Source organism: Oleiphilus sp. HI0067, from assembly GCF_001635735.1.
In genome coordinates this window covers 1-18,932 of record NZ_LWFI01001387.1, presented here as the reverse complement: position 1 = coordinate 18,932, position 18,932 = coordinate 1, and the positions used below count along the sequence as shown (strand labels likewise).

The following is an 18,932-nucleotide window of genomic DNA, read 5'->3' as shown; positions in this document are numbered from 1 at the left end:
TAACGCTTAGTTAATTGAAAAGAAGCGTAAAAATGTAAATGGGTGTTTTCAATTTCGTAGTATTGCTATAGAATACGCGCCCTTTCGAGTCCCTCAGTTAATGCATTTGCTGTATGGGGGCTTTATATAGTTAAACTGTTTATCAGGATGTATTAGCAAAATGGTTAAAATCCGTTTATCTCGTGGTGGCTCTAAGAAGCGCCCATTCTACCACTTAACTGTGGCAGACAGCCGTTCATCTCGCGATGGTCGTTTTATCGAGCGTGTTGGTTTCTTCAACCCTGTTGCACGTGGCCAAGAAGAGCGTTTGCGTGTTGATGCAGAACGTGTTGAGTACTGGGTAGGTCAAGGTGCTCAAATTTCTGATCGCGTTAAAACTTTACTAAAAGACGCTAAAGCGGCTTAAGTCGTTTTAGCGGAGGCCCGTTGTGAGTTCCAATAACGAAACCATTATGGGCAAAGTGACGTCTGTTTACGGCGTCAAAGGTTGGGTGAAAGTGTTTTCATATACTCAGCCAAAAGAGAACCTAGCAAAATATAAAGTTTGGTCTTTGCAAAAGTGTGGTAAGACACAGGATGTAAAGGTTAAGCAGTGTAAGGTTCATGGCAATGGATTAGTTGCACACATCGATGGGTATGATGATCGTGATCAGGCTAAAGAGCTTGCAGAGTCATATATTAAAATTGATGTTGCATCGCTGCCCGAGCTGGAAGCTGGTGACTTTTATTGGCATCAGTTAGAAGGTCTAAAAGTGCTTACTATAGAGGGTCAGCTTCTGGGTAAAGTTCATCACTTGATGGAAACTGGCTCAAATGACGTGCTAGTTATTCGTAAGTGTGAAGGCAGCTTGGATGCAAAAGAGCGGCTAGTTCCTTATTTGCCGGATCAGGTTGTTAAGTCGGTAGATCTTGAGTTATCTCAAATGACCGTGGACTGGGATCCAGAGTTCTAAGCGTTTATGTGGTTCGGACTAGTTAGTCTTTTTCCTGAAATGTTTGAACCATTTTCTGTATCGGGCGTATTTGGACGCGCGGTCAGTAAAGGATTGGTCGAGTTAGACTTGGTGAATCCTAGAGATTTTGCACACGACAAGCATAAAACCGTGGATGACAGACCTTACGGGGGCGGTCCGGGAATGCTTATGAAGGTTCAGCCTTTGCGTGATGCAATTGAGTTTGCTAAAGCCGAAGCTGAGCGAAAAGGTAAGTCTGCGCCTAAAGTGGTTTACTTGTCTCCTCAAGGTAAGAGGCTAGATGACAAGCTTGCTAGAGAGTTGGCTCAAGAACCTTCTTTAGTGCTGGTCTCGGGTCGTTATGAAGGAATTGATGAGCGTTTAATAGAGACGCATATCGATTTGGAAGTTTCGATCGGTGATTATGTGTTGAGCGGTGGAGAGTTAGCTACACTAGTTGTTATGGATTCGGTGAGCAGGCACTTAGAAGGAGTGCTTGGTCATACAGAATCTGCAAAAGAAGATTCTTTTGCGAATGGTTTGCTTGATTGTCCTCACTATACGAGGCCTGAAGTGCTTGAAGGAGAAGTGGTTCCCTCGGTATTGTTATCGGGTGATCATGAAAAAATTCGCAAGTGGCGATTAAGTCAGTCACTTGCAAGAACGTACGAGCGACGACCTGACTTGCTCGACAAAATTGAATTGAACCAAGAGCAGCAACAGCTTTTGGAAGAGTTTTTAAAAGACGTGAATCGGTAGGTAAGGTTGAGATAACCTGATCTACTCAATTTTTGGAGAGTAAAATGAGCAGCAAGAACAACATCATCAGCGCAATTGAAGCTGAGCAAATGACAACAGAAGTGCCTGAGTTTGGCCCAGGTGACACTGTTGTAATCCAGGTTAAAGTTAAGGAAGGTAACCGTGAGCGTCTTCAGGCGTTCGAAGGTGTCGTTATTGCTAAGCGTAATCGTGGCTTAAACTCTTCTTTTACTGTTCGTAAAATCTCTTACGGTGTAGGTGTAGAGCGTACATTCCAGACTTTCAGTAAGCTAGTTGATAGCATTACTGTTAAGCGTCGTGGTGATGTTCGTCAGGCTAAGTTGTACTACTTGCGTGAGCTTAGTGGTAAGGCTGCACGTATCAAAGAGAAGCTTAACTAAGTTTATATTGATTTATAAAAAACCCCGACTCGTCGGGGTTTTTTGCGTTTACGGTTAGGTGATCCTTGTTCGTAGTTTTTATTTATAAGATATTGAACGTTCTCTGATGCATGTGATCATATAAGGGATAAATTTAAATGGGGTTGTTATGAAGTTAAGTAATATATGTGGTCTTTTATTCGCTTGCATGCCGGTGTTCGCTATCGCTGAAGTTGAACAAAATATTGAGTCGGCCTTGAAAAAAGCTGTCCCGCAATTGGAGGTTGTTTCGGTTGCTGAAACGCCAGTTGGCGGTATCTATCAAGTTCATGATCAAAGTGGGCAGGCGATTTTTGTCTCAAGTAACGGTGAGTATTTTTTTACAGGCGAGTTGTACAGCACAATTGGTGGTCGACTTGAGAATATTAGTGAAAAAGAGCGTCAGGCAAAGCGTGGTGAGTTGTTGAAATCGATCGAAGCTTCGGAGCTGATCACTTACAAGGCTAAAGGTGAGGAAAAGGCCCAAATTAAAGTCTTTACTGATATTGATTGTGGTTACTGTCGAAAGCTGCATCGGGAAATACCTAAAATGAATGAGTTGGGTATAACGGTGAGCTATATGAGCTTCCCTCGCGCCGGTGTTAACAGTGCGTCTTATGATAAATTAACGTCCGTATGGTGTGCCGACGATTCGCTTGAGGCAATGAATGAGGCAAAAGAGGGTCGTCTAGATTCAAAAGTTAATCGAAGTACTGGTCGTCTAAATGATGTGGCTAGTTGTAAAAATCCTGTCGCTAAGCAGTATCGGTTAGGGCAGCAATTTGGTGTGACTGGAACGCCCGCTATTGTTTTAGAGGGTGGCACCTTAATTCCTGGCTATATGCCTGCTGAGCAATTTGCCGAACGTTTAGGTATTTAATTACGCATTAGGCCGGGACTGTTTGTCTCGGCTTAGTTTCTAACCATGTCAAACTCTCGCTAAAAAGCGCGTTTTAAATCATTGATTCCATTCTTTTTGTCCCTTCTACCCGTTATACTATGCGCCCGTTTTAAGGGCTAGTTTTTTAGCTTTCAGTTGATTTAAGAGGTACGTGTTTTGAAAACACTCAAATTGGGCATATGCGGTCTTGGTACTGTAGCGAGTGGCGTGGTTAATGTTTTAAATCGAAATCGTGAAGAGATTTCAGCACGCACGGGTTGCTCGATTGAAATTATTCAGATTGCTTCGCGCACGAAGAAAGACAATTGTGATTTGACAGGTATCGACTTTACAACGGATTTGAACGCTGTTGTAACAAACCCCGAAGTAGATGTTGTGCTTGAGTTGATTGGCGGCTACAGCCCTGCAAAAGAGTTAGTAGAGACGGCTCTTCAGGCAGGTAAGCACGTTGTAACGGCTAACAAGGCTTTGATTGCAGAGCACGGCAATGAACTATTTGCTTTGGCTAATTCTGCGGGAGTTAGTCTTTGTTACGAAGCGAGCGTTGCAGGTGGTATCCCGATTATTAAATCGGTACGCGAAGGCTTGGCGGCCAATGATATTTCAAGTGTTGCAGGTATTATCAACGGTACCGGTAATTTTATTCTTACTGAAATGCGCGATAAAGGTCGAGACTTCGAGGACGTTTTGAAAGAGGCTCAGGCTCTTGGATATGCTGAAGCAGATCCAACGTTCGATGTCGAAGGAATTGACGCGGCTCATAAGCTTGTTCTTCTGGCATCAGCGGCTTTTGGTATCACTCTTCAATTTAAAAAAGCGTTTACCGAGGGGATTAGTAAGGTTTCTACAGATGACGTTAATTATGCTGAGGAACTTGGTTATACGATCAAACACCTTGGGATCGCTAAGAAACGCGGAGATGGCGTCGAACTTCGCGTTCACCCGACGTTAATTTCTAAGTCTGCGTTGATATCAAAGGTCGACGGCGTAATGAATGCTGTAGTTGTTACGGGTGATGCAGTTGGTGACACACTTTACTATGGGGCAGGGGCTGGATCAGAAGCAACAGCTTCAGCAGTGATAGCTGATGTAGTAGATGTGGCGCGTGCTTTAGTTGCCGGCGCTAAACCGATTGTTCCGGGCTTAGGGTTCGAAGCGGAAGCTCTCAAGGATACCAGCATCATTGAAATTGGTGATGTTGTATGTCCGTTTTATTTGCGAGTGATGGCTACGGATGCACCGGGAGCTCTTGCATCGATTACTAGCATTATGAGTAAGCACGGGATCAATATTGATTCGATTACCCAGCGAGAAAACGAGCAGGTTGGTGATATGACGCCCGTAATTATGCTCACTCATGAAGTAAAAGAAGATGTCGTGAATCTGGCAATTAGTGAGATCGAGCAACTTTCAAATACAGCAGGTGTGGTTGTTAAGCATCGTGTAGCGCAGTTTTAATAGGTAGAAAAATGAAATATATCAGTACTCGTGGTGAAGCTCCTGCTTTAAATTTTGAAGACGTATTGCTTGCTGGCTTGGCTAGTGATGGCGGCTTGTATGTTCCTGAATCATTGCCACGTTTTACCCAAGAAGAAATCGCTTCGTGGCGTGGTCTTCCATATTCTGAACTTGCTTACAAAGTCATGTACCCGTTCGTAGAAGGTTCTATTCCTTCTGACGATTTTAAGGCGATGATCAATGAGACTTACGTGGTATTCGATCACAAGAGTGTCGCCCCGCTAGTTCAAATTGATAGTAATGAGTGGGTCATGGAGTTGTTTCGTGGTCCAACATTAGCTTTTAAAGATTTTGCTCTGCAATTGCTAGGGCGTTTACTAGATTATGTTTTAAAGCGTCGTGATGAACGAGTAGTTATCATGGGAGCGACCTCTGGTGATACTGGTTCAGCAGCTATTGAAGGTTGTCGCCACTGTGACAATGTAGATATTTTTATCCTTCATCCTCATAACCGAGTGTCGGATGTTCAGCGTAAACAAATGACGACCATCATTGCTGACAATGTATTTAATATCGCTGTTGAAGGTAATTTTGACGACTGTCAAAACATGGTTAAAGAAAGTTTTGCGGATCAATCCTTCCTTGAAGGGACGCGTCTTGTTGCGGTTAATTCTATTAACTGGGCACGAATTATGGCGCAGATCGTATACTACTTTAGTGCTTCATTAGCTCTAGGTGGCCCGTCGCGAAGTGTTTCATTTTCGGTTCCGACAGGAAATTTTGGTGATATTTTTGCCGGCTATCTGGCGAGAAATATGGGATTGCCGATTAACCAATTGGTTGTCGCGACGAATCGTAATGATATTTTGCACCGATTTATCAGCAAGAATCATTATGCGTTAGAGCCGCTTCACAAAACATTATCGCCAAGCATGGATATCATGGTGTCGAGTAACTTTGAGCGTCTATTGTTTGATCTGTATGGTCGAGATGGCAAAACTCTAGCTAATTTGATGGTTAAGTGGAAAACAGAGTCGGGCTCTATTGAAGAAGAGCGTTGGAATTCTGCTCGTAGCTTGTTCGATAGTTGTGCGGTTGATGACGATCGTACTTGTGCTGTGATCAAAGAGGTATTTGAAGCAACAGAATACTTACTTGATCCTCACACGGCTATCGGCGTTGATGCTGCGCGCAAGACACGTCGTGATCAAGCAATTCCGATGGTAACACTTGGTACTGCGCATCCTGTTAAGTTTCCTGAGGCTGTAGAGAAATCTGGCGTTGACGTTTCTCCTGCGTTGCCGATCCATATGGCAGATTTATTTGATCGAGAAGAGCGCTATGATGTGCTTGATAACGACATTTCAAAAATCCAAGAATATGTTGTAGAGCATCGCCGTACGTAATTATTGTTAAATCAGGCGTAGCAGCCGTGCTGCGCCTTTTCTCCATTCCTCATTGAGTTGCGCTTATGCAGCGAAAGATAGTCCAGCGGGCTCTTCCAGAAAATTATAAATCACTCCCCGACATACCAGAGTTTTTATCAAAAATTTATGCTGCACGCGGTGTTGTTTCTGCTGATGAGCTAAGTCTTCAGCTTAAGTCAATGGCAAGTGCTGCTAAGCTGAAAGGTCTCGATACCGCCGTAGCTCTGCTTGTTGATGTCTTGTCTGCTAATGGACGGATTGTCATTGTAGGGGACTTCGACGCTGATGGTGCCACAAGCACGACCATAGCCTACGAGGCGTTGCGTGAGTTTGGGGCGAATAATGTCGATTATCTTGTTCCTGATCGCTTTAAATTTGGTTATGGGCTAACGCCTGAAATTGTTGATCTGGCCGCTCAATCAAATCCTACTCTAATAGTAACGGTTGATAATGGGATATCTAGTCACGAAGGTGTTGCGCGCGCGCATGCCTTGGGTATTAAGGTTATTGTCACTGATCACCATTTACCTGGCGACGAACTTCCAGATGCAGACGCGATTGTGAATCCGGCTCAGTACGGTTGCAACTTTCCCTCTAAGAATATGGCTGGTGTGGGTGTTATTTTTTATGTGATGTCCGCATTACGAGCCTCTCTCCGTACGATCAATTGGTTTCAAGATAAGAACCTTGTTGAGCCAAATATGGCTGCATATCTTGATCTTGTGGCATTAGGTACGGTGGCTGACTTGGTTGCTCTGGATTTTTATAATCGAATCCTCGTAGAGCAGGGTATGCGGCGAATTCGTGCGGGTAAAGCACGGCCGGGTATTTTGGCGTTATTTGAGGTTGCAGGTCGGAATTACGAAACAGCTGTTACAAGTGATCTTGGTTTTGCGGTTGGTCCTCGTTTAAACGCGGCGGGGCGATTAGATGATATGTCGACAGGTATTGAATGTTTGCTTTCGCGAGACATGCTTGATGCGCGTCAACGTGCTCAGGTTTTGAATGGCTTGAATCAGGAGCGCAAGCATATTGAGGAAGATATGCGAAGAGACGCCGATGCGGCATTTTCCCAAATCAATATAGACCAGCCTCCAAAGGCCTTTGTGCTATATGAAGAGCACTGGCATCAAGGTGTGATTGGTATTCTGGCTTCTCGCGTGAAAGAAAAGTTTCATCGTCCTGTTGTCGCGTTTGCACCTGAGAGCGATGACCCTGATCAGATCAATATATTGAAGGGGTCTGCACGCTCTATTCCTGGTTTGCATATGCGCGATGCCTTAGATGTCGTTGCGAAAAAGTATCCAGACGTTTTAGTTAAGTTCGGTGGTCATGCCATGGCCGCAGGTATGAGTATCGAGGTAGCTAAATTAAGTGTATTTGAATCAGCTTTCCAGGATGTTGTTGAATCTTTGCTCGGTGAAGAGGATCTTGAGGCGATCATTTATACGGATGGTGAGCTCGATCCAGCAGCGCTGACAATTTCAAATGTCGAGCAAATTGAACGTGCAGGGCCGTGGGGGCAAAAGTTTCCAGAGCCTTGTTTCGATGCACAAGTAAGGGTTGTGCAGAAGCGCGTATTAAAAGAGAAACACCTAAAGCTTGTTGTTGAGTTTGAAGGTGGCGAGCTATTCGATGCTATTCAGTTTTCAAGCCCCTATTGCTCGGAAGATCTCACTAATATTCGTTTAGTATTTCGTCCTTCAATCAATGAATTTAGGGGGCGACGGAGCGTTCAATTAATGATTGATTACATCGAGCCAGTAGACTAAAAAATAGCTGCGCTTAGTTTGTTTCTAAACGCGTGATGTTGATTTCGTACTTCTCGCCATCTGACTCTGTTTGAATGAACTTCAAAAGGGCATATGGTGATTCGGTATCGATCCAGAACTTTGTTTCTCTCTGGGCTTCTCCTTCACGAACCTTTTCGATTATCGTCGCTGTCTTTGTGCCAATCTTAGTTTCAATTGTTTGCTCTCCAATTGCTTTAAAACGATATTTCCTGATGCTGCCTTTATGAGCGACTTGATAGTCAAATTCGTCGGCGTTTGAAAATGCATTGTCGAGCTGTATTTGAAGTTGGTAGCTTAATCGATCTAAGGTTGGTCCTGCGTTAGTGTAAGTCCATTCTTTTTTCTTGTAGCGTTCTTTGATTTTCGTGTCGTCAAAAAATTCAACACGTTGATAGCGGTTTTTTATGAATGTTCCTTCGAGGGCGTAGCTATACAAAGAGGGAGTGATCATTTGATCAGTGATAGAAAAGGTCGATTGTTCATGGATTGTTGCCGGTAGCGTGTCGACATAGAACGTGTAAAGCCAGGCGTCATTCTCTAATTTGCGTAGCTCTCTCGTTGCTGTCCCGCTGAGCGATAATCCGTGATCAATGTGCGCTTCATAATGGGCTTTATGTGGGACTAACTGATGGGATGAGAGGGAGGTCGTTTCTGCATAGCATGACAATGCTATTAGGTTCGTTAATACGCAAATGAACTGTTTCATACCAACTCCCTTTAATCTTCAGCTATTTGTATTTAATGCAGTGTGCGCTTGTTATCCAATATTAAGCCCGAACCTGGGATTTCCTGAGAGTCGAGGTATACATTGTTTCCGTCAAGTGACAAGCGACCCTCTGCCATCCATTTTAGTGCAATTGGGTAAATAATGTGCTCTTGTTCTTGAACTTTTTTTGCAAGCGATTCTTGAGTCTCTGTTGCAGAAACGTCAACCTTAGCTTGAATGATATTCGGCCCCGCATCTAGTTCTGGGACAACATAATGCACTGTGACGCCATGCTCAGCATCCTGATTTTCTAGCGCTCTTTTGTGCGTGTTAAGTCCAGGATAAAGAGGAAGTAGCGACGGGTGAATATTTACAAGTTTGCCCAGATATTGGTTTACAAAATCTTTGCTCAAAATGCGCATAAAGCCGGCAAGTATGACTATATCCGGCTGGTATTCGTTTATTTGGCGAATCAACTGTACGTCAAATAATTCTCGTTGAGGATATTTTTTGTGCTCAATTACATGCGTTTTGATTTCTGCATCTGCCGCGCGTTCTAGTCCCTTTACATCTGGCACGTTCGAGATAACGGCGCAGATGTCTAAAGGGAGTTCGCCAGAGCTTGATGCATCAATAATGGCTTGAAGATTTGAACCATTTCCAGATATAAGGACGACAGCTTTTGGTAGAGGTGCTGGTTCCGCTTCCATTTTTTCTTAGCCTCTTAATTCAACGGCTTCTTCGTCGTCACTTTTGTCTTCAATTAGACCAATTAACCAAGCTTGTTCGCCTAGTTCATTGAGCTTGTTGACTGCCGCGTCGGCTTGATCTTGAGGTACGCAAACCACCATACCCACACCGCAGTTGAAGGTTCGATACATTTCGGTCGCATCAACGTTACCGTTGGCTTGCAGCCACTGAAAGATTGGCGGAAGCTCCCATGAAGAGCTATTAATGACGGCTTTACAGCTGTCGGGCAACACGCGTGGGATGTTTTCTAGTAAGCCGCCGCCGGTGATGTGCGATAGGGCATTTACTTGCAAGTCTGAGATAAGTGAAAGCAAATTCTTCACGTATATGCGCGTTGGTTGCATCAATGCGTCGGCAATGACTTGGCCATCATCTAACTGCGCTGAAACGTCTGCGCCAGATACTTCAATGATCTTGCGGATAAGCGAGTATCCATTAGAGTGTGGGCCACTTGAAGCGAGGCCGATAAGTGCATCACCTTGGCGAACATTTGAGCCATCTATGAGTTGTGATTTTTCGGCAACGCCTACGCAGAATCCTGCTAAGTCGTAATCATCACCGTGATACATGCCGGGCATCTCTGCGGTTTCACCGCCAACAAGTGCGCAGCCTGACTGTAAACAGCCTTCACCGATACCACTGACTACTTGCTCAGCTACATCTATGTTCAGTTTTCCTGTTGCATAGTAATCTAAGAAGAATAGAGGCTCTGCGCCAGCTACGATAAGATCGTTGACACACATAGCAACTAAATCGATACCGATGCTATCGTGCTTATTGAGATCCATGGCCAAGCGTAATTTAGTTCCAACGCCATCTGTGCCCGAAATGAGCACTGGCTCTTTGTAGTTCTTGGGAACTTCAAACAAGGCGCCAAATCCACCTAGCCCGCCTAAAACCCCTGGACGGGTAGTTTTCTTTGCAACGTTTTTGATTCTATCTACTAATTGATTTCCAGCATCAATATCAACGCCAGCGTCTTTATAACTTAGGGATTTCTCAGACATTATGAAGGGAACTCGCACGTGTGTGATCAAAGGTCGAGAGTTTACAGGTAGGATTAAGGGGATTCCATACGTGTTTGGCTTTAAAGGGGGCTAACTAATTTATTCAGCTTATTTGTTTCAGTTATTGTCATATCGGGAAAGGGCTAATATTATGACGCTAATTCTAATTATTCACCTCGGAATCACGCTCCTTGCTTAGGTTTACATCTATTTTTCTTCTGGTATTTACTTGCGTTGATTTTGCGGTGGCGGCGGAGCGCGTCCAGCTCTTCTATGCTGTCGTTCAGGTCGAATCACAGGATGCTTCTGAAAGAGACGAAGCATTTCCAGTCGCAATGGAGCAGGTACTTGGCAAGCTTACAGGTGCTTCTGTTCAAGATAATCCTGAACTATCTCCAATTATTTCTCAGGCTCAGCGTTATGTGCTGAGTTTTAGTTATAGAGCGAATCCAGACTTTTCGCCTGTGCTAAGTGATCAGGCGGAAGGTGAGGGCGAGACTGAAGTTGAAAAGAGCCTTAAGCTAGATTTTCCCGCGTCTGCACCTGAGAAACAATTTCTGCTGACTGTAAATTTTGCTGATCAAGCTATTTTGAAAGCATTGAGGGCAAGCAATGTTGCGATTTGGGGAAGCTTGAGGCCATCCATTTTAAGCTGGGTGGTTGTGCAAAGGGGCTATGAAAGACAATTGCTGACATCTGATTTACCGCAATTAGAAACGAGTTTTATGGAGTCAGCTTCTGAGTATGGCTTGGTCTCTTTTTTACCGGTCGGTGATTTAAGTGATCAGAATGCGATAGATATGGCAGGTCTTTGGGGCTTGTTTGACAGTTCAGTCAGCGAAGCTGGTAAGCGCTACCCGCACGATGCCGTATTACAAATGCGTGTATTTGAGGCAGAGGAAGGCTTAGATGCTAAATACGCCTTTCGGGAGAATGGTGTTGAAATAGAAGGGCGCTTTCGTGCAGCGGATTATTCTGCGCTGTTTGGGCTGGTCAACCAAGAGATCGCTTCAAACCTTTCTTCTCGCTACGCGATAAAAGCGAGCGAGCAAGATCAATATTTGCGTATCTCTGTTAGTAATGTGCAAACATTCTTAGATTATGTAAAAGTCGTTGAGCATTTGGGTAGCTTATCGACTGTCACTAACGTTCAGCTCGGAGCCTTGTATGGCAGTGATCTTTTGTTGGACCTCGAGTTGCGCGCAAGTGAAGATCAATTTGTACAGCAGCTAGCACTTGCAGGTATTTTAAAAGAAGAGTCTGCTCCATCATCGTCAGGTAATGTGTTGGCAACCTCTATTCAGCCTCAGCTTTATTATCAATGGCCGACTTCAATAGGTCTCAAATAAGTGTTGCGTCAAATACCAAACTTATTGACGCTATTGCGTATATTTCTTGTTATCCCTTTTGCGTTGTATTTTCTTCAAGGTCGATATGACTTGGCCTTGTTGTTGTTTGCTATAGCTGGCGTGTCGGATGGCGTTGATGGCTTTGTGGCTCGACAGTTTGGTTGGCACTCTCGTTTTGGTGCGATTGCAGACCCCTTAGCCGATAAGTTGCTGTTGGTCTCAACTTTTATCATTTTGGCATGGCTGAAATATATTCCTATGTGGCTATTCATTTTAGTATTTGGAAGAGATTTGTTATTGGTTTGTGGTGCTTTGTTTTTTCATTTCAGGATTGCGCATTACGACGTGAAGCCATCTTATTTAGGTAAGGCGTGTACGTTTATTCAAATTGCCTTTGCGGCGATTATGCTTCTGTATTTGTCAGGCTACCTTTTGAATGAGTCTTATATTGATGTAGGTATCGCGAGTGTGTCCATTATCACGTTTCTGAGTGGTATCCATTACATTTATCTATGGGTTAAAGAAGCCAAGTTCGCTCTTAATAAAGGTGTAGATAGTGAGCGCTGATAAATCGAGTCAGTTGTTATTAGGGCTAGGGTTTAAGAAAGAACTGTCATTTAGTAATTTTGTATCTCCTGCTGAACTGAATATTCCCCATCGTTTGAATCATTTACTCTTCGATCAGGCGGTCCCTTTTCTGTACTTAGTTGGCGCCAAAGATAGCGGGAAAACGCATTTATGTTCTGCGGCATATAGTGTTGCAAAAGAAAAAGGTATGAACGCCTATTTTGTATGTGGTCAGGATGTACGCCAAACCATGTCGGGTGAAGAGTTCTTAGGCTATTTGGAATTTCTAAAAGAATTCAATTTTCTTGTTGTTGACGGGATAGAGTGGTTTAGCGGTGACTCAGATTTTGAGTTTGCTTTGTTTAGTTTGTTTAATCACTTTCGAGATGCCGGCAATACTTTGGTGGTTAGTGCCTGCGATGTCCCTGGTCATTTATCTTTTTCGCTTAAGGATTTAGTGTCGCGATTAAGTTCTGGAATGACACAAAAAATTGAAGTGTTGAGTGACTTTGAAAAGAAGGCCGCTATATCTCAATATGCCGAGCAACGTGGTATTAGTCTGTCTGATGATGTGCTGAGCTACATATATGCTAGAAGTTCTCGTAGTTTAGGCGCATTATTGGAGGTTCTAGATAAGTTGGATCATGCCCAATTGCTTGAAAAGCGAAGTATTACAGTTCCGTTTGTAAAAAAGGTGTTGGGCTGGTGAGAGTGTCCTCGTCAAAGTTTAAGGAGAAGCGACAGTGATTCGAGTGGTGTTTAATCAAAAAGGTGGTGTTGGTAAATCTAGTATCACATGTAACTTGGCTGCAATTAGCGCATCCAAGGGGCGTCGTACGTTAGTGGTTGACCTTGATACTCAGGGCAACTCTACGCATTACTTGTTGGGCGTCTCCTCAAGTGAATTGAAACACACCGTCGCAGATTTTTTTGAGCAGACCTTGTCGTTTAATCTTTTCAATAAAGATGCGAGCGAGTTTGTTCATCAAAGCCCTTACGATAATTTATCGGTAATGCCTTCACATCCTGAGTTGGAGTTTCTAGAGCGTAAATTAGAAGCAAAGCACAAGATTTATAAATTAAAGACGGCATTAAGAGAAATGGAGTCTTTCTTCGATGATATTTACATCGACACTGCGCCAGCATTAAATTTTTATACCCGATCGGCGCTCATTGCTGCAGATCGTGTTTTGATACCTTTCGATTGTGATGACTTCTCTCGCAAAGCGCTCTACCAAATCATGGGTGAAATTCAGGATATCCAGGAAGATCATAATGATTCACTTAAAATAGAGGGAATTGTTGTGAATCAGTTTCAGCCAAGAGCAAGCCTACCTAGGAAGTTGGTTGAAGAGTTGGTTGAAGAGGGATTGCCTGTTCTCGATGTTAAATTATCAGCCAGCGTAAAAATGAAAGAGTCCCATCAAAATAATAAGCCGCTGGTCTATTTTGCACCTAAGCACGGTTTGACTGAACAATTCTTGGCATTGCATGAAGAGATTGTTGGTGAGCTACAGGACGCTTAAAGGGCGTCTTATAGTTCTGTGATCCCGAGTGGTAATGCTATTTGATCTCCCGAATGTAATTCTTTCTCACGGGCGTTGTTTAGCAGCAAGGCAATAAGGTGTTCGGCAGGTAGCGCCTCCGAATACATAAACCCTTGCACGTATTGGCAGTGATTTCTCTGCAAAAATGATTCTTGCGACAGGTTTTCCACGCCGGATGCAAAGCTCTTTATGCCAAGTTGTTTGGCAATCGCGAGCAAAGATTCAATAACAAGTTTGTTCTTTTTGTTGTGCAGGCAACTCGCTACGGTTTGTCGATCGAGTTTGATCATATCGATGGGGAGACTGTCGAGCTGCGTTAGCGATGATGAGTTCGCGCCAAAGCCATCAATAGTAATGACACAACCGAAACTCTTGAGTGTTTTGAGTTGTTTAATGGTGTCGCTACTAGATTGAGCAAGAGTGTTCTCTGACAGCTCTAGTATTAGACGATTGGGATTAAAGCTGTGCTCTATGCAGGCTCCTTTAAGCATATTCAGCAGACTAGGGTGGTTGTATTGTTTGCGAGTAAGATTGAACGCATAAGAAAGTTGTTTACCACAAGCTTTCTCGATTGATTTTGCTTCAATGCATAATTGGTTAAATGCCCATTTTCCAATGATCTGCAATAGTCCTGTTTGATCCGCAATGCTTAAAAAGTCATCCGGAAGTAATATTCCTTTGCTCGGGTGATTCCATCGGGTGAGCGCCTCAAGTGCAACGATCTCTCCATTATTGATGTCGATAATGGGCTGATAATAAAGCTCAAATTGATTTGTGTTGATGGCAGTCCGCAATGCTTGTTCAATTTCGCATTGTCGTTGCATCTCTTTGTTCATTTCTTCGTTATAAAATTGAATGTTATTTCTACCCGCATTTTTTGCTTTATACATCGCCATGTCGGCATTTTTGAGTAGTTTTTCATAGCTGTCACCATCGTCGGGGAAAAGTGTAATCCCTAGGCTTGAGGTGATAATTAGCTCATTGTTTTTTACTTCTATAGGCTTTGTGATGTGTTCGATTAGATTGCGGCCGACGAGCTCAGCGCCGTCTTGACCCGAAATATTCGATAGTAGTATTGCAAATTCATCTCCGCCGAGGCGTGCGATGGTGTCTTCTTTGCGCATGCCCTGCGTAAGACGTTCGACTAGCTCTATCAATAGTGCGTCGCCAATATCATGACCGAGTGTGTCGTTTATCTTTTTAAAGTGATCGATATCGATGCTAATTAAAGCTAGTTGGGTGTTATAGCGCTTCGCCGTTTCTATGCCTTGTTTGCAGCGGTCTTCAAATAATCGCCGGTTAGCGGCGCCAGTTAGTGTGTCAAAGTGAGCAAGGTAGTGTAGTTGGTTCTGTGTTTCTTTAATGTTTGATATATCTTGCCCAATGAGTAAAAACTGGCCATGTTCTTCCAAGTTTTCGTCGGATATGAAGTTAATATTCCACAGCATTGATCGTTTTGATTGTTGTGCAGTGAACAGCTTTGTTTCTACGTTTTCTTGATTCGTTGAGCTGGCAGCTGCTTTGTTGAGGCGCCAGATTAGGGATTCATGTTGTTCGCTTGGAATGCAGAGTCGTAGGAAATCTTTGCCCAACACTGCTTCATATCGATATCCGCTGACCGCTTCGCAAGCCGAATTCCAGTGTTCAATGAGATAATTATCGTTAATAACAATGACTGGAATGCCTGCGGTTTCGATGAGTGCGCGGTAACGTTTGTTCGATTTCTTTAGCTCGTCCTCGGTTGCAAAGCGCGTTCTTATTTCTTGGCGAAGTTCTTGATTTGCTTCATCTAATGCTTGGGTTCGCTCGATAACGCGTTGTTCTAGATTTTTTTCAGTTTTTCGTTGGTCTGCAAGTAGTGATGCTAGATAAAGAACTATCGCGCTGAGTGCGTACCAAGCGATTAGCTCAATATTGTGCGTGATCCAACTTGAGACTGATTGAGCCTCATAGGTTGAGTTCGTTTGCATAGGTGCAATAAATAGAGTTGTGATACCCAGAGCCAAGCACACACCGAACCAGCTAAATCTGACCACAGCCCATATTAGTAGTAACGCGCAAAGTGCTAACCATTCTCTCGTGAAAGATAAGCTGAGTAGGCTGATTACAATCAGGCAAACACTCCAAGCGGCATACTCTTTCGGATCCGAAGGTAAGCTAGGCCATTTTCGTTTGTATTTCCATATTGTGAGTGCGGGGCATAGGCAAGTAATCATCATTGCAGAGCTAACTGTCTGTCGCATGTATGTGGCAAGTAGGTCTGAGTGTATGTCGGCGCCGATTTTTATTGTTAGAGTGTACAGGCCAACACTGAGTGTTGATGCAATAAATGCCAGTACAATAAATTGAATTGTTTCGGTGCTATCTCCGAGTATTCTGTCACTTAGTTTTTCGTTTTCGTGCTTGTAGTAAGGGAGCAAAATAGATAATGACAAGGTCGTTAAATAGATTGATGTAGCTAGAAGACCTGTCAGTCCAATAGGGTAACTCGTGATATGTTGTGTGAAGGTGTTTGCACTGAGAGCTAGCACTAGCCCTGTGAAGCCGAATGTGTAGGTGAGTCCTACAGCTAGAGCGCCTAATAGCCATGTTAATGACTCAATACTTAGTGTTTGTGGTTGGTTTGCTAGGGCTAAATGGAGTGTAAAGAAAAGAACAACAATTAACGTGTAGTGATGACTATCCGATTGCGTCAGCCATGAGCGCATAAAGGGGATATTATCTTTGTTTATCAACGGCTTGAGCTTAAACACGTCTTTCCCTAGCATGAGCTGAAATCAATGTTTTCAGCGATCAATGTGGTCTTGGTTTTGAGGTGTAGAACTCTAGTCGTTAATCTGTGTTTCGCTATGTGAGATTGCGTGCAAACTGTAACGGTTTGTTACTGGTGCGACCGTTATTCTTGATGTTGGAAGCGCATCGATAAATCAATCGCTTTAACATCCTTCGTTAGTGCGCCGATAGAAATATAATCGACGCCCGTTTCAGCGATGGGTACGAGCGTCTTGTCGGTTACGTTGCCTGAAGCTTCTAGCTTGGCTCGTCCGCGAGAAAGCTCAACGCTTTTGCGCATCATGTCGAGACTAAAGTTATCAAGCATGATGATATCTGCGCCTGCATCAAGAGCTTGTTTGAGTTCGTCGAGAGACTCAACTTCTACTTCGACGGGTTTTCCGGGTGCGATTGTGTGAGCGTTGGAAACCGCATTTTCAATGGAGCCGCAGGCAATGATGTGGTTTTCCTTAATTAGAAATGCGTCGTATAAGCCGACGCGATGATTAGTGCAACCGCCAACGGCTACTGCGTGTTTCTGCGCAATACGTAGTCCAGGAAGCGTTTTTCGTGTATCAAGAATCTTTACGTCGGTATGCTTTACCAGTTGATGATAGTTGTTTGCGAGTGTAGCGGTCGCAGACATAGTTTGGACGAAATTTAAGGCGCATCGCTCTGCTGTCAAAATTGAGCGAGCATTTCCTTCTAGACTCAGAAAAGTTTGATTTGCCTCGAGTGAGTCTCCCTCTGAATAATGCCAAGTCACCTTTAGTGATGAGTCTACGGCTTCAAATACAGCATTAGCCCAATCTATGCCGCACAAAATGGCGGTCTCTCTAGTTATGACGGTGGCTGTTGCGCGTTGGTTTTCTGGAATGAGCATGGCGGTTATGTCGCCTGAGCCAATATCTTCACTTAATGCTAGCGAAACATTCGATTTAATGGCCTCAGCTATGGTGCTTTGCTCAATCATATGGGGTGCTCTCACATTGGTTGGACGCCGCATTATAAGGACTCTTGAAAAATAATCTATCTGTAGGATGAGTGTGCCGGAGTTATTTAAATTCTCTATCTATGTGAACTAATTCGCTTTGCAACATATTGTCACAGGCGATTATAAAATGACGCTATATACTTATATTGTGCGTTGATAAATTGACGCTCCAGCATCTTCATTTTGTTTAAATTATCGGAACAGTTTTATGGCGAGCGCTAAAGTAGTTGGTATTCATGGAGTTAAGGCCCCTCGAGGAGCGGCCGGTGTTCCATTGCCAAAAGAGCTTGTGAAAATTAGGGATATTGGCAAGGAGCAAATTCGTGCTGCCTTGATTGAGCTGTTTAATAACGCGGATGATGCTTTGTTTGCTATGGCTGACAAGGCTGAAAGTAATAATGATCAATCGTTGTATTTTGAGGCGATGCGGGAGCTTCGTCTCCAGAAAAAACAAATTGTACTATCAACGCTAAGTGCCGCGGTTAAGTCTTTTCAGCATCCATCTAAAAAGGAAGCTGACCCGAAAGTTAGCGAAGATGCTCCATCCATCGATTCGCTCAGTTTAGTGGATGATGAAAGTTTAGAGTTCGATGTAGCGATCGAAGGAATGGTGCAGCGAGTCCGGTCTGGTTCGTCTGAAGACCTTTCAGCATTAAAAGCGCGTATGAAAGTGCTGTGGAACACGAGCGAATGTGAAGATCGAAATATACCGCTCGCGCCAGAAGCTTTGTGTGAAGGTTTTGTGGATGCGTGCAAAAGCTTAGAAGCGAATATTCGTGTTAAGCTGACCTTGTTTAAGCTTTTTGAACGTTATGTTCTTGTTGCTTTGCCGAAATTGTATGTTGATGTAAATCAAAGTCTTATTAACGATGGAGTATTGCCTGAATTTAAAGTAAGGCAGACAAACCGATCTGTACAGCAAAGCTCCGTTCCTTCTTCGAATGGCAAAGCCTTCTCAGCAAATTCAAGCATCGGCTCGGGAGTTGAAGCGCCTGAGTATGCGGATGCAGGCAATAGTGGAGTTAATCTAGACGCATTACGTCAACTTCTGCATCCTCAAGGTCAGCCTATTCAGGGTAATACGCCGGTTTCAGGATTGCATGCCAGCTCTTCCTCAGCCTCAGCTGCACCAGTTATTTCACAAAACGAGTTAGTTGCGATTTTATCTCGCGCTCAGTCACTTAACTTAGAGCAAGCTGGGTCGTTCGTTGGAGAGAATCAAGCCATTGATTTTGCTGCTTTGCTAAAAGATCAGAGCGCTGGAGCGGTTGGAAAGGCTTATGAAAGTCTCGATGCTGACATGATCAACCTTGTGTCGATGCTATTTGAATTCATTCTTGAAGATCGTCAATTGCAGCCTGAAATGAAAGCCATCATTTCACGACTGCAGATACCTATTTTGAAAGTGGCGTTGATCGATGACAGTTTCTTTAACAAAGGTGGGCATCCTGCACGTAAGCTTCTTAATGAAATCGCGTCTTCAGCGATTGGTTGGAATGCGCCGCGTGAAGGAAGGCGTGATCGCTTTAA

At 43.7% G+C, this 18,932-nt stretch carries 18 protein-coding genes; 13 read left to right on the top strand and 5 right to left on the bottom strand.

Annotated elements, in window-relative coordinates; genetic code table 11:
- Nucleotides 1-160 precede the first annotated feature (160 nt).
- The 8 genes from rpsP to recJ all read left to right on the top strand — a co-directional run bounded on the left by rpsP (nucleotide 161) and on the right by recJ (nucleotide 7,689).
- Nucleotides 161-406 carry a 30S ribosomal protein S16 gene (rpsP, locus tag A3739_RS22025; protein WP_068475547.1) on the top strand — a complete coding sequence of 82 codons (246 nt, stop codon included), beginning with the start codon at nucleotides 161-163 and terminating at the stop codon, nucleotides 404-406.
- A 22-nt stretch (nucleotides 407-428) separates the two neighbouring features.
- Nucleotides 429-953, top strand: coding sequence for a ribosome maturation factor RimM (rimM, locus tag A3739_RS22020; RefSeq protein ID WP_231876511.1), 525 nt, complete (start codon nucleotides 429-431; stop codon nucleotides 951-953).
- A gap of 6 nt (nucleotides 954-959) precedes the next feature.
- A complete protein-coding gene (gene trmD / locus A3739_RS22015; RefSeq protein WP_068475552.1) occupies nucleotides 960-1,712 on the top strand; it encodes a tRNA (guanosine(37)-N1)-methyltransferase TrmD in 753 nt (250 codons plus the stop codon).
- A gap of 44 nt (nucleotides 1,713-1,756) precedes the next feature.
- Nucleotides 1,757-2,113: a 50S ribosomal protein L19 gene (gene rplS / locus A3739_RS22010; protein ID WP_068479388.1), complete on the top strand. Its 357-nt coding sequence runs from the start codon at nucleotides 1,757-1,759 to the stop codon at nucleotides 2,111-2,113.
- A 148-nt stretch (nucleotides 2,114-2,261) separates the two neighbouring features.
- On the top strand, nucleotides 2,262-3,011 hold the full coding sequence (locus A3739_RS22005; protein WP_068479390.1) for a DsbC family protein: 750 nt from the start codon (nucleotides 2,262-2,264) through the stop codon (nucleotides 3,009-3,011).
- A 177-nt stretch (nucleotides 3,012-3,188) separates the two neighbouring features.
- Nucleotides 3,189-4,490, top strand: a complete 1,302-nt coding sequence (locus tag A3739_RS22000; RefSeq protein ID WP_068479392.1) for a homoserine dehydrogenase — start codon at nucleotides 3,189-3,191, stop codon at nucleotides 4,488-4,490.
- Nucleotides 4,491-4,501: 11 nt separating this feature from the next.
- On the top strand, nucleotides 4,502-5,896 hold the full coding sequence (thrC, locus tag A3739_RS21995) for a threonine synthase (RefSeq protein ID WP_068479394.1): 1,395 nt from the start codon (nucleotides 4,502-4,504) through the stop codon (nucleotides 5,894-5,896).
- Nucleotides 5,897-5,961: 65 nt separating this feature from the next.
- The gene (gene recJ, locus A3739_RS21990; RefSeq protein WP_068479396.1) at nucleotides 5,962-7,689 is read left to right on the top strand and encodes a single-stranded-DNA-specific exonuclease RecJ; all 1,728 of its coding nucleotides are present in this window, start codon (nucleotides 5,962-5,964) and stop codon (nucleotides 7,687-7,689) included.
- 13 nt (nucleotides 7,690-7,702) lie between these two features.
- Here recJ and A3739_RS21985 read toward each other — a convergent pair whose 3' ends face one another.
- The 3 genes from A3739_RS21985 to purM are packed head-to-tail and all read right to left on the bottom strand — an operon-like array spanning nucleotide 7,703 to nucleotide 10,173.
- Nucleotides 7,703-8,416 (bottom strand): DUF3108 domain-containing protein, encoded by a 714-nt coding sequence (locus A3739_RS21985; protein ID WP_068479398.1) that lies wholly within the window; start codon nucleotides 8,414-8,416, stop codon nucleotides 7,703-7,705.
- A 32-nt stretch (nucleotides 8,417-8,448) separates the two neighbouring features.
- Nucleotides 8,449-9,126 carry a phosphoribosylglycinamide formyltransferase gene (gene purN / locus A3739_RS21980; protein ID WP_068479400.1) on the bottom strand — a complete coding sequence of 226 codons (678 nt, stop codon included), beginning with the start codon at nucleotides 9,124-9,126 and terminating at the stop codon, nucleotides 8,449-8,451.
- Between the two features lie 6 nt (nucleotides 9,127-9,132).
- Nucleotides 9,133-10,173 (bottom strand): phosphoribosylformylglycinamidine cyclo-ligase, encoded by a 1,041-nt coding sequence (gene purM / locus A3739_RS21975; RefSeq protein WP_068479402.1) that lies wholly within the window; start codon nucleotides 10,171-10,173, stop codon nucleotides 9,133-9,135.
- A 245-nt stretch (nucleotides 10,174-10,418) separates the two neighbouring features.
- On the opposite strand from purM, the gene A3739_RS21970 reads away from it, so the two are divergent.
- The 4 genes from A3739_RS21970 to A3739_RS21955 are packed head-to-tail and all read left to right on the top strand — an operon-like array spanning nucleotide 10,419 to nucleotide 13,615.
- Nucleotides 10,419-11,522 (top strand): DUF2066 domain-containing protein, encoded by a 1,104-nt coding sequence (locus A3739_RS21970; protein WP_197472493.1) that lies wholly within the window; start codon nucleotides 10,419-10,421, stop codon nucleotides 11,520-11,522.
- Entirely contained in the window at nucleotides 11,523-12,089 is a 567-nt protein-coding gene (locus tag A3739_RS21965; RefSeq protein ID WP_068479406.1) for a CDP-alcohol phosphatidyltransferase family protein, read from the top strand. It abuts the gene before it with no gap.
- On the top strand, nucleotides 12,079-12,798 hold the full coding sequence (locus A3739_RS21960) for a DnaA ATPase domain-containing protein (RefSeq protein WP_068474625.1): 720 nt from the start codon (nucleotides 12,079-12,081) through the stop codon (nucleotides 12,796-12,798). The genes A3739_RS21965 and A3739_RS21960 overlap by 11 nt, the downstream gene beginning before the upstream one ends.
- A gap of 34 nt (nucleotides 12,799-12,832) precedes the next feature.
- The gene (locus A3739_RS21955) at nucleotides 12,833-13,615 is read left to right on the top strand and encodes a ParA family protein (protein WP_068479408.1); all 783 of its coding nucleotides are present in this window, start codon (nucleotides 12,833-12,835) and stop codon (nucleotides 13,613-13,615) included.
- 8 nt (nucleotides 13,616-13,623) lie between these two features.
- Here the strand turns inward: A3739_RS21955 and A3739_RS21950 are convergent, their stop codons facing one another.
- The gene (locus A3739_RS21950; RefSeq protein ID WP_068502763.1) at nucleotides 13,624-16,389 is read right to left on the bottom strand and encodes an EAL domain-containing protein; all 2,766 of its coding nucleotides are present in this window, start codon (nucleotides 16,387-16,389) and stop codon (nucleotides 13,624-13,626) included.
- Between the two features lie 143 nt (nucleotides 16,390-16,532).
- Complete coding sequence (gene nadC, locus A3739_RS21945; RefSeq protein ID WP_068479411.1) at nucleotides 16,533-17,414, bottom strand: carboxylating nicotinate-nucleotide diphosphorylase; 882 nt, start codon at nucleotides 17,412-17,414, stop codon at nucleotides 16,533-16,535.
- A gap of 196 nt (nucleotides 17,415-17,610) precedes the next feature.
- Between nadC and A3739_RS21940 the strand changes: the two genes are divergently transcribed.
- On the top strand, nucleotides 17,611-18,932 hold a 1,322-nt coding region (locus A3739_RS21940; protein ID WP_156502757.1), incomplete at its 3' end, for a DUF1631 family protein.

Excerpts from the sequence above, each read along its gene's own strand:
- rpsP (WP_068475547.1), top strand. The coding sequence starts at position 161 with ATGGTTAAAATCCGTTTATCTCGTGGTGGCTCTAAGAAGCGCCCATTC.
- trmD (WP_068475552.1), top strand. The coding sequence starts at position 960 with ATGTGGTTCGGACTAGTTAGTCTTTTTCCTGAAATGTTTGAACCATTT.
- rplS (WP_068479388.1), top strand. The coding sequence starts at position 1,757 with ATGAGCAGCAAGAACAACATCATCAGCGCAATTGAAGCTGAGCAAATG.
- A3739_RS22005 (WP_068479390.1), top strand. The coding sequence starts at position 2,262 with ATGAAGTTAAGTAATATATGTGGTCTTTTATTCGCTTGCATGCCGGTG.
- thrC (WP_068479394.1), top strand. The coding sequence starts at position 4,502 with ATGAAATATATCAGTACTCGTGGTGAAGCTCCTGCTTTAAATTTTGAA.
- recJ (WP_068479396.1), top strand. The coding sequence starts at position 5,962 with ATGCAGCGAAAGATAGTCCAGCGGGCTCTTCCAGAAAATTATAAATCA.
- A3739_RS21985 (WP_068479398.1), bottom strand. The coding sequence starts at position 8,416 with ATGAAACAGTTCATTTGCGTATTAACGAACCTAATAGCATTGTCATGC.
- purN (WP_068479400.1), bottom strand. The coding sequence starts at position 9,126 with ATGGAAGCGGAACCAGCACCTCTACCAAAAGCTGTCGTCCTTATATCT.
- purM (WP_068479402.1), bottom strand. The coding sequence starts at position 10,173 with ATGTCTGAGAAATCCCTAAGTTATAAAGACGCTGGCGTTGATATTGAT.
- nadC (WP_068479411.1), bottom strand. The coding sequence starts at position 17,414 with ATGCGGCGTCCAACCAATGTGAGAGCACCCCATATGATTGAGCAAAGC.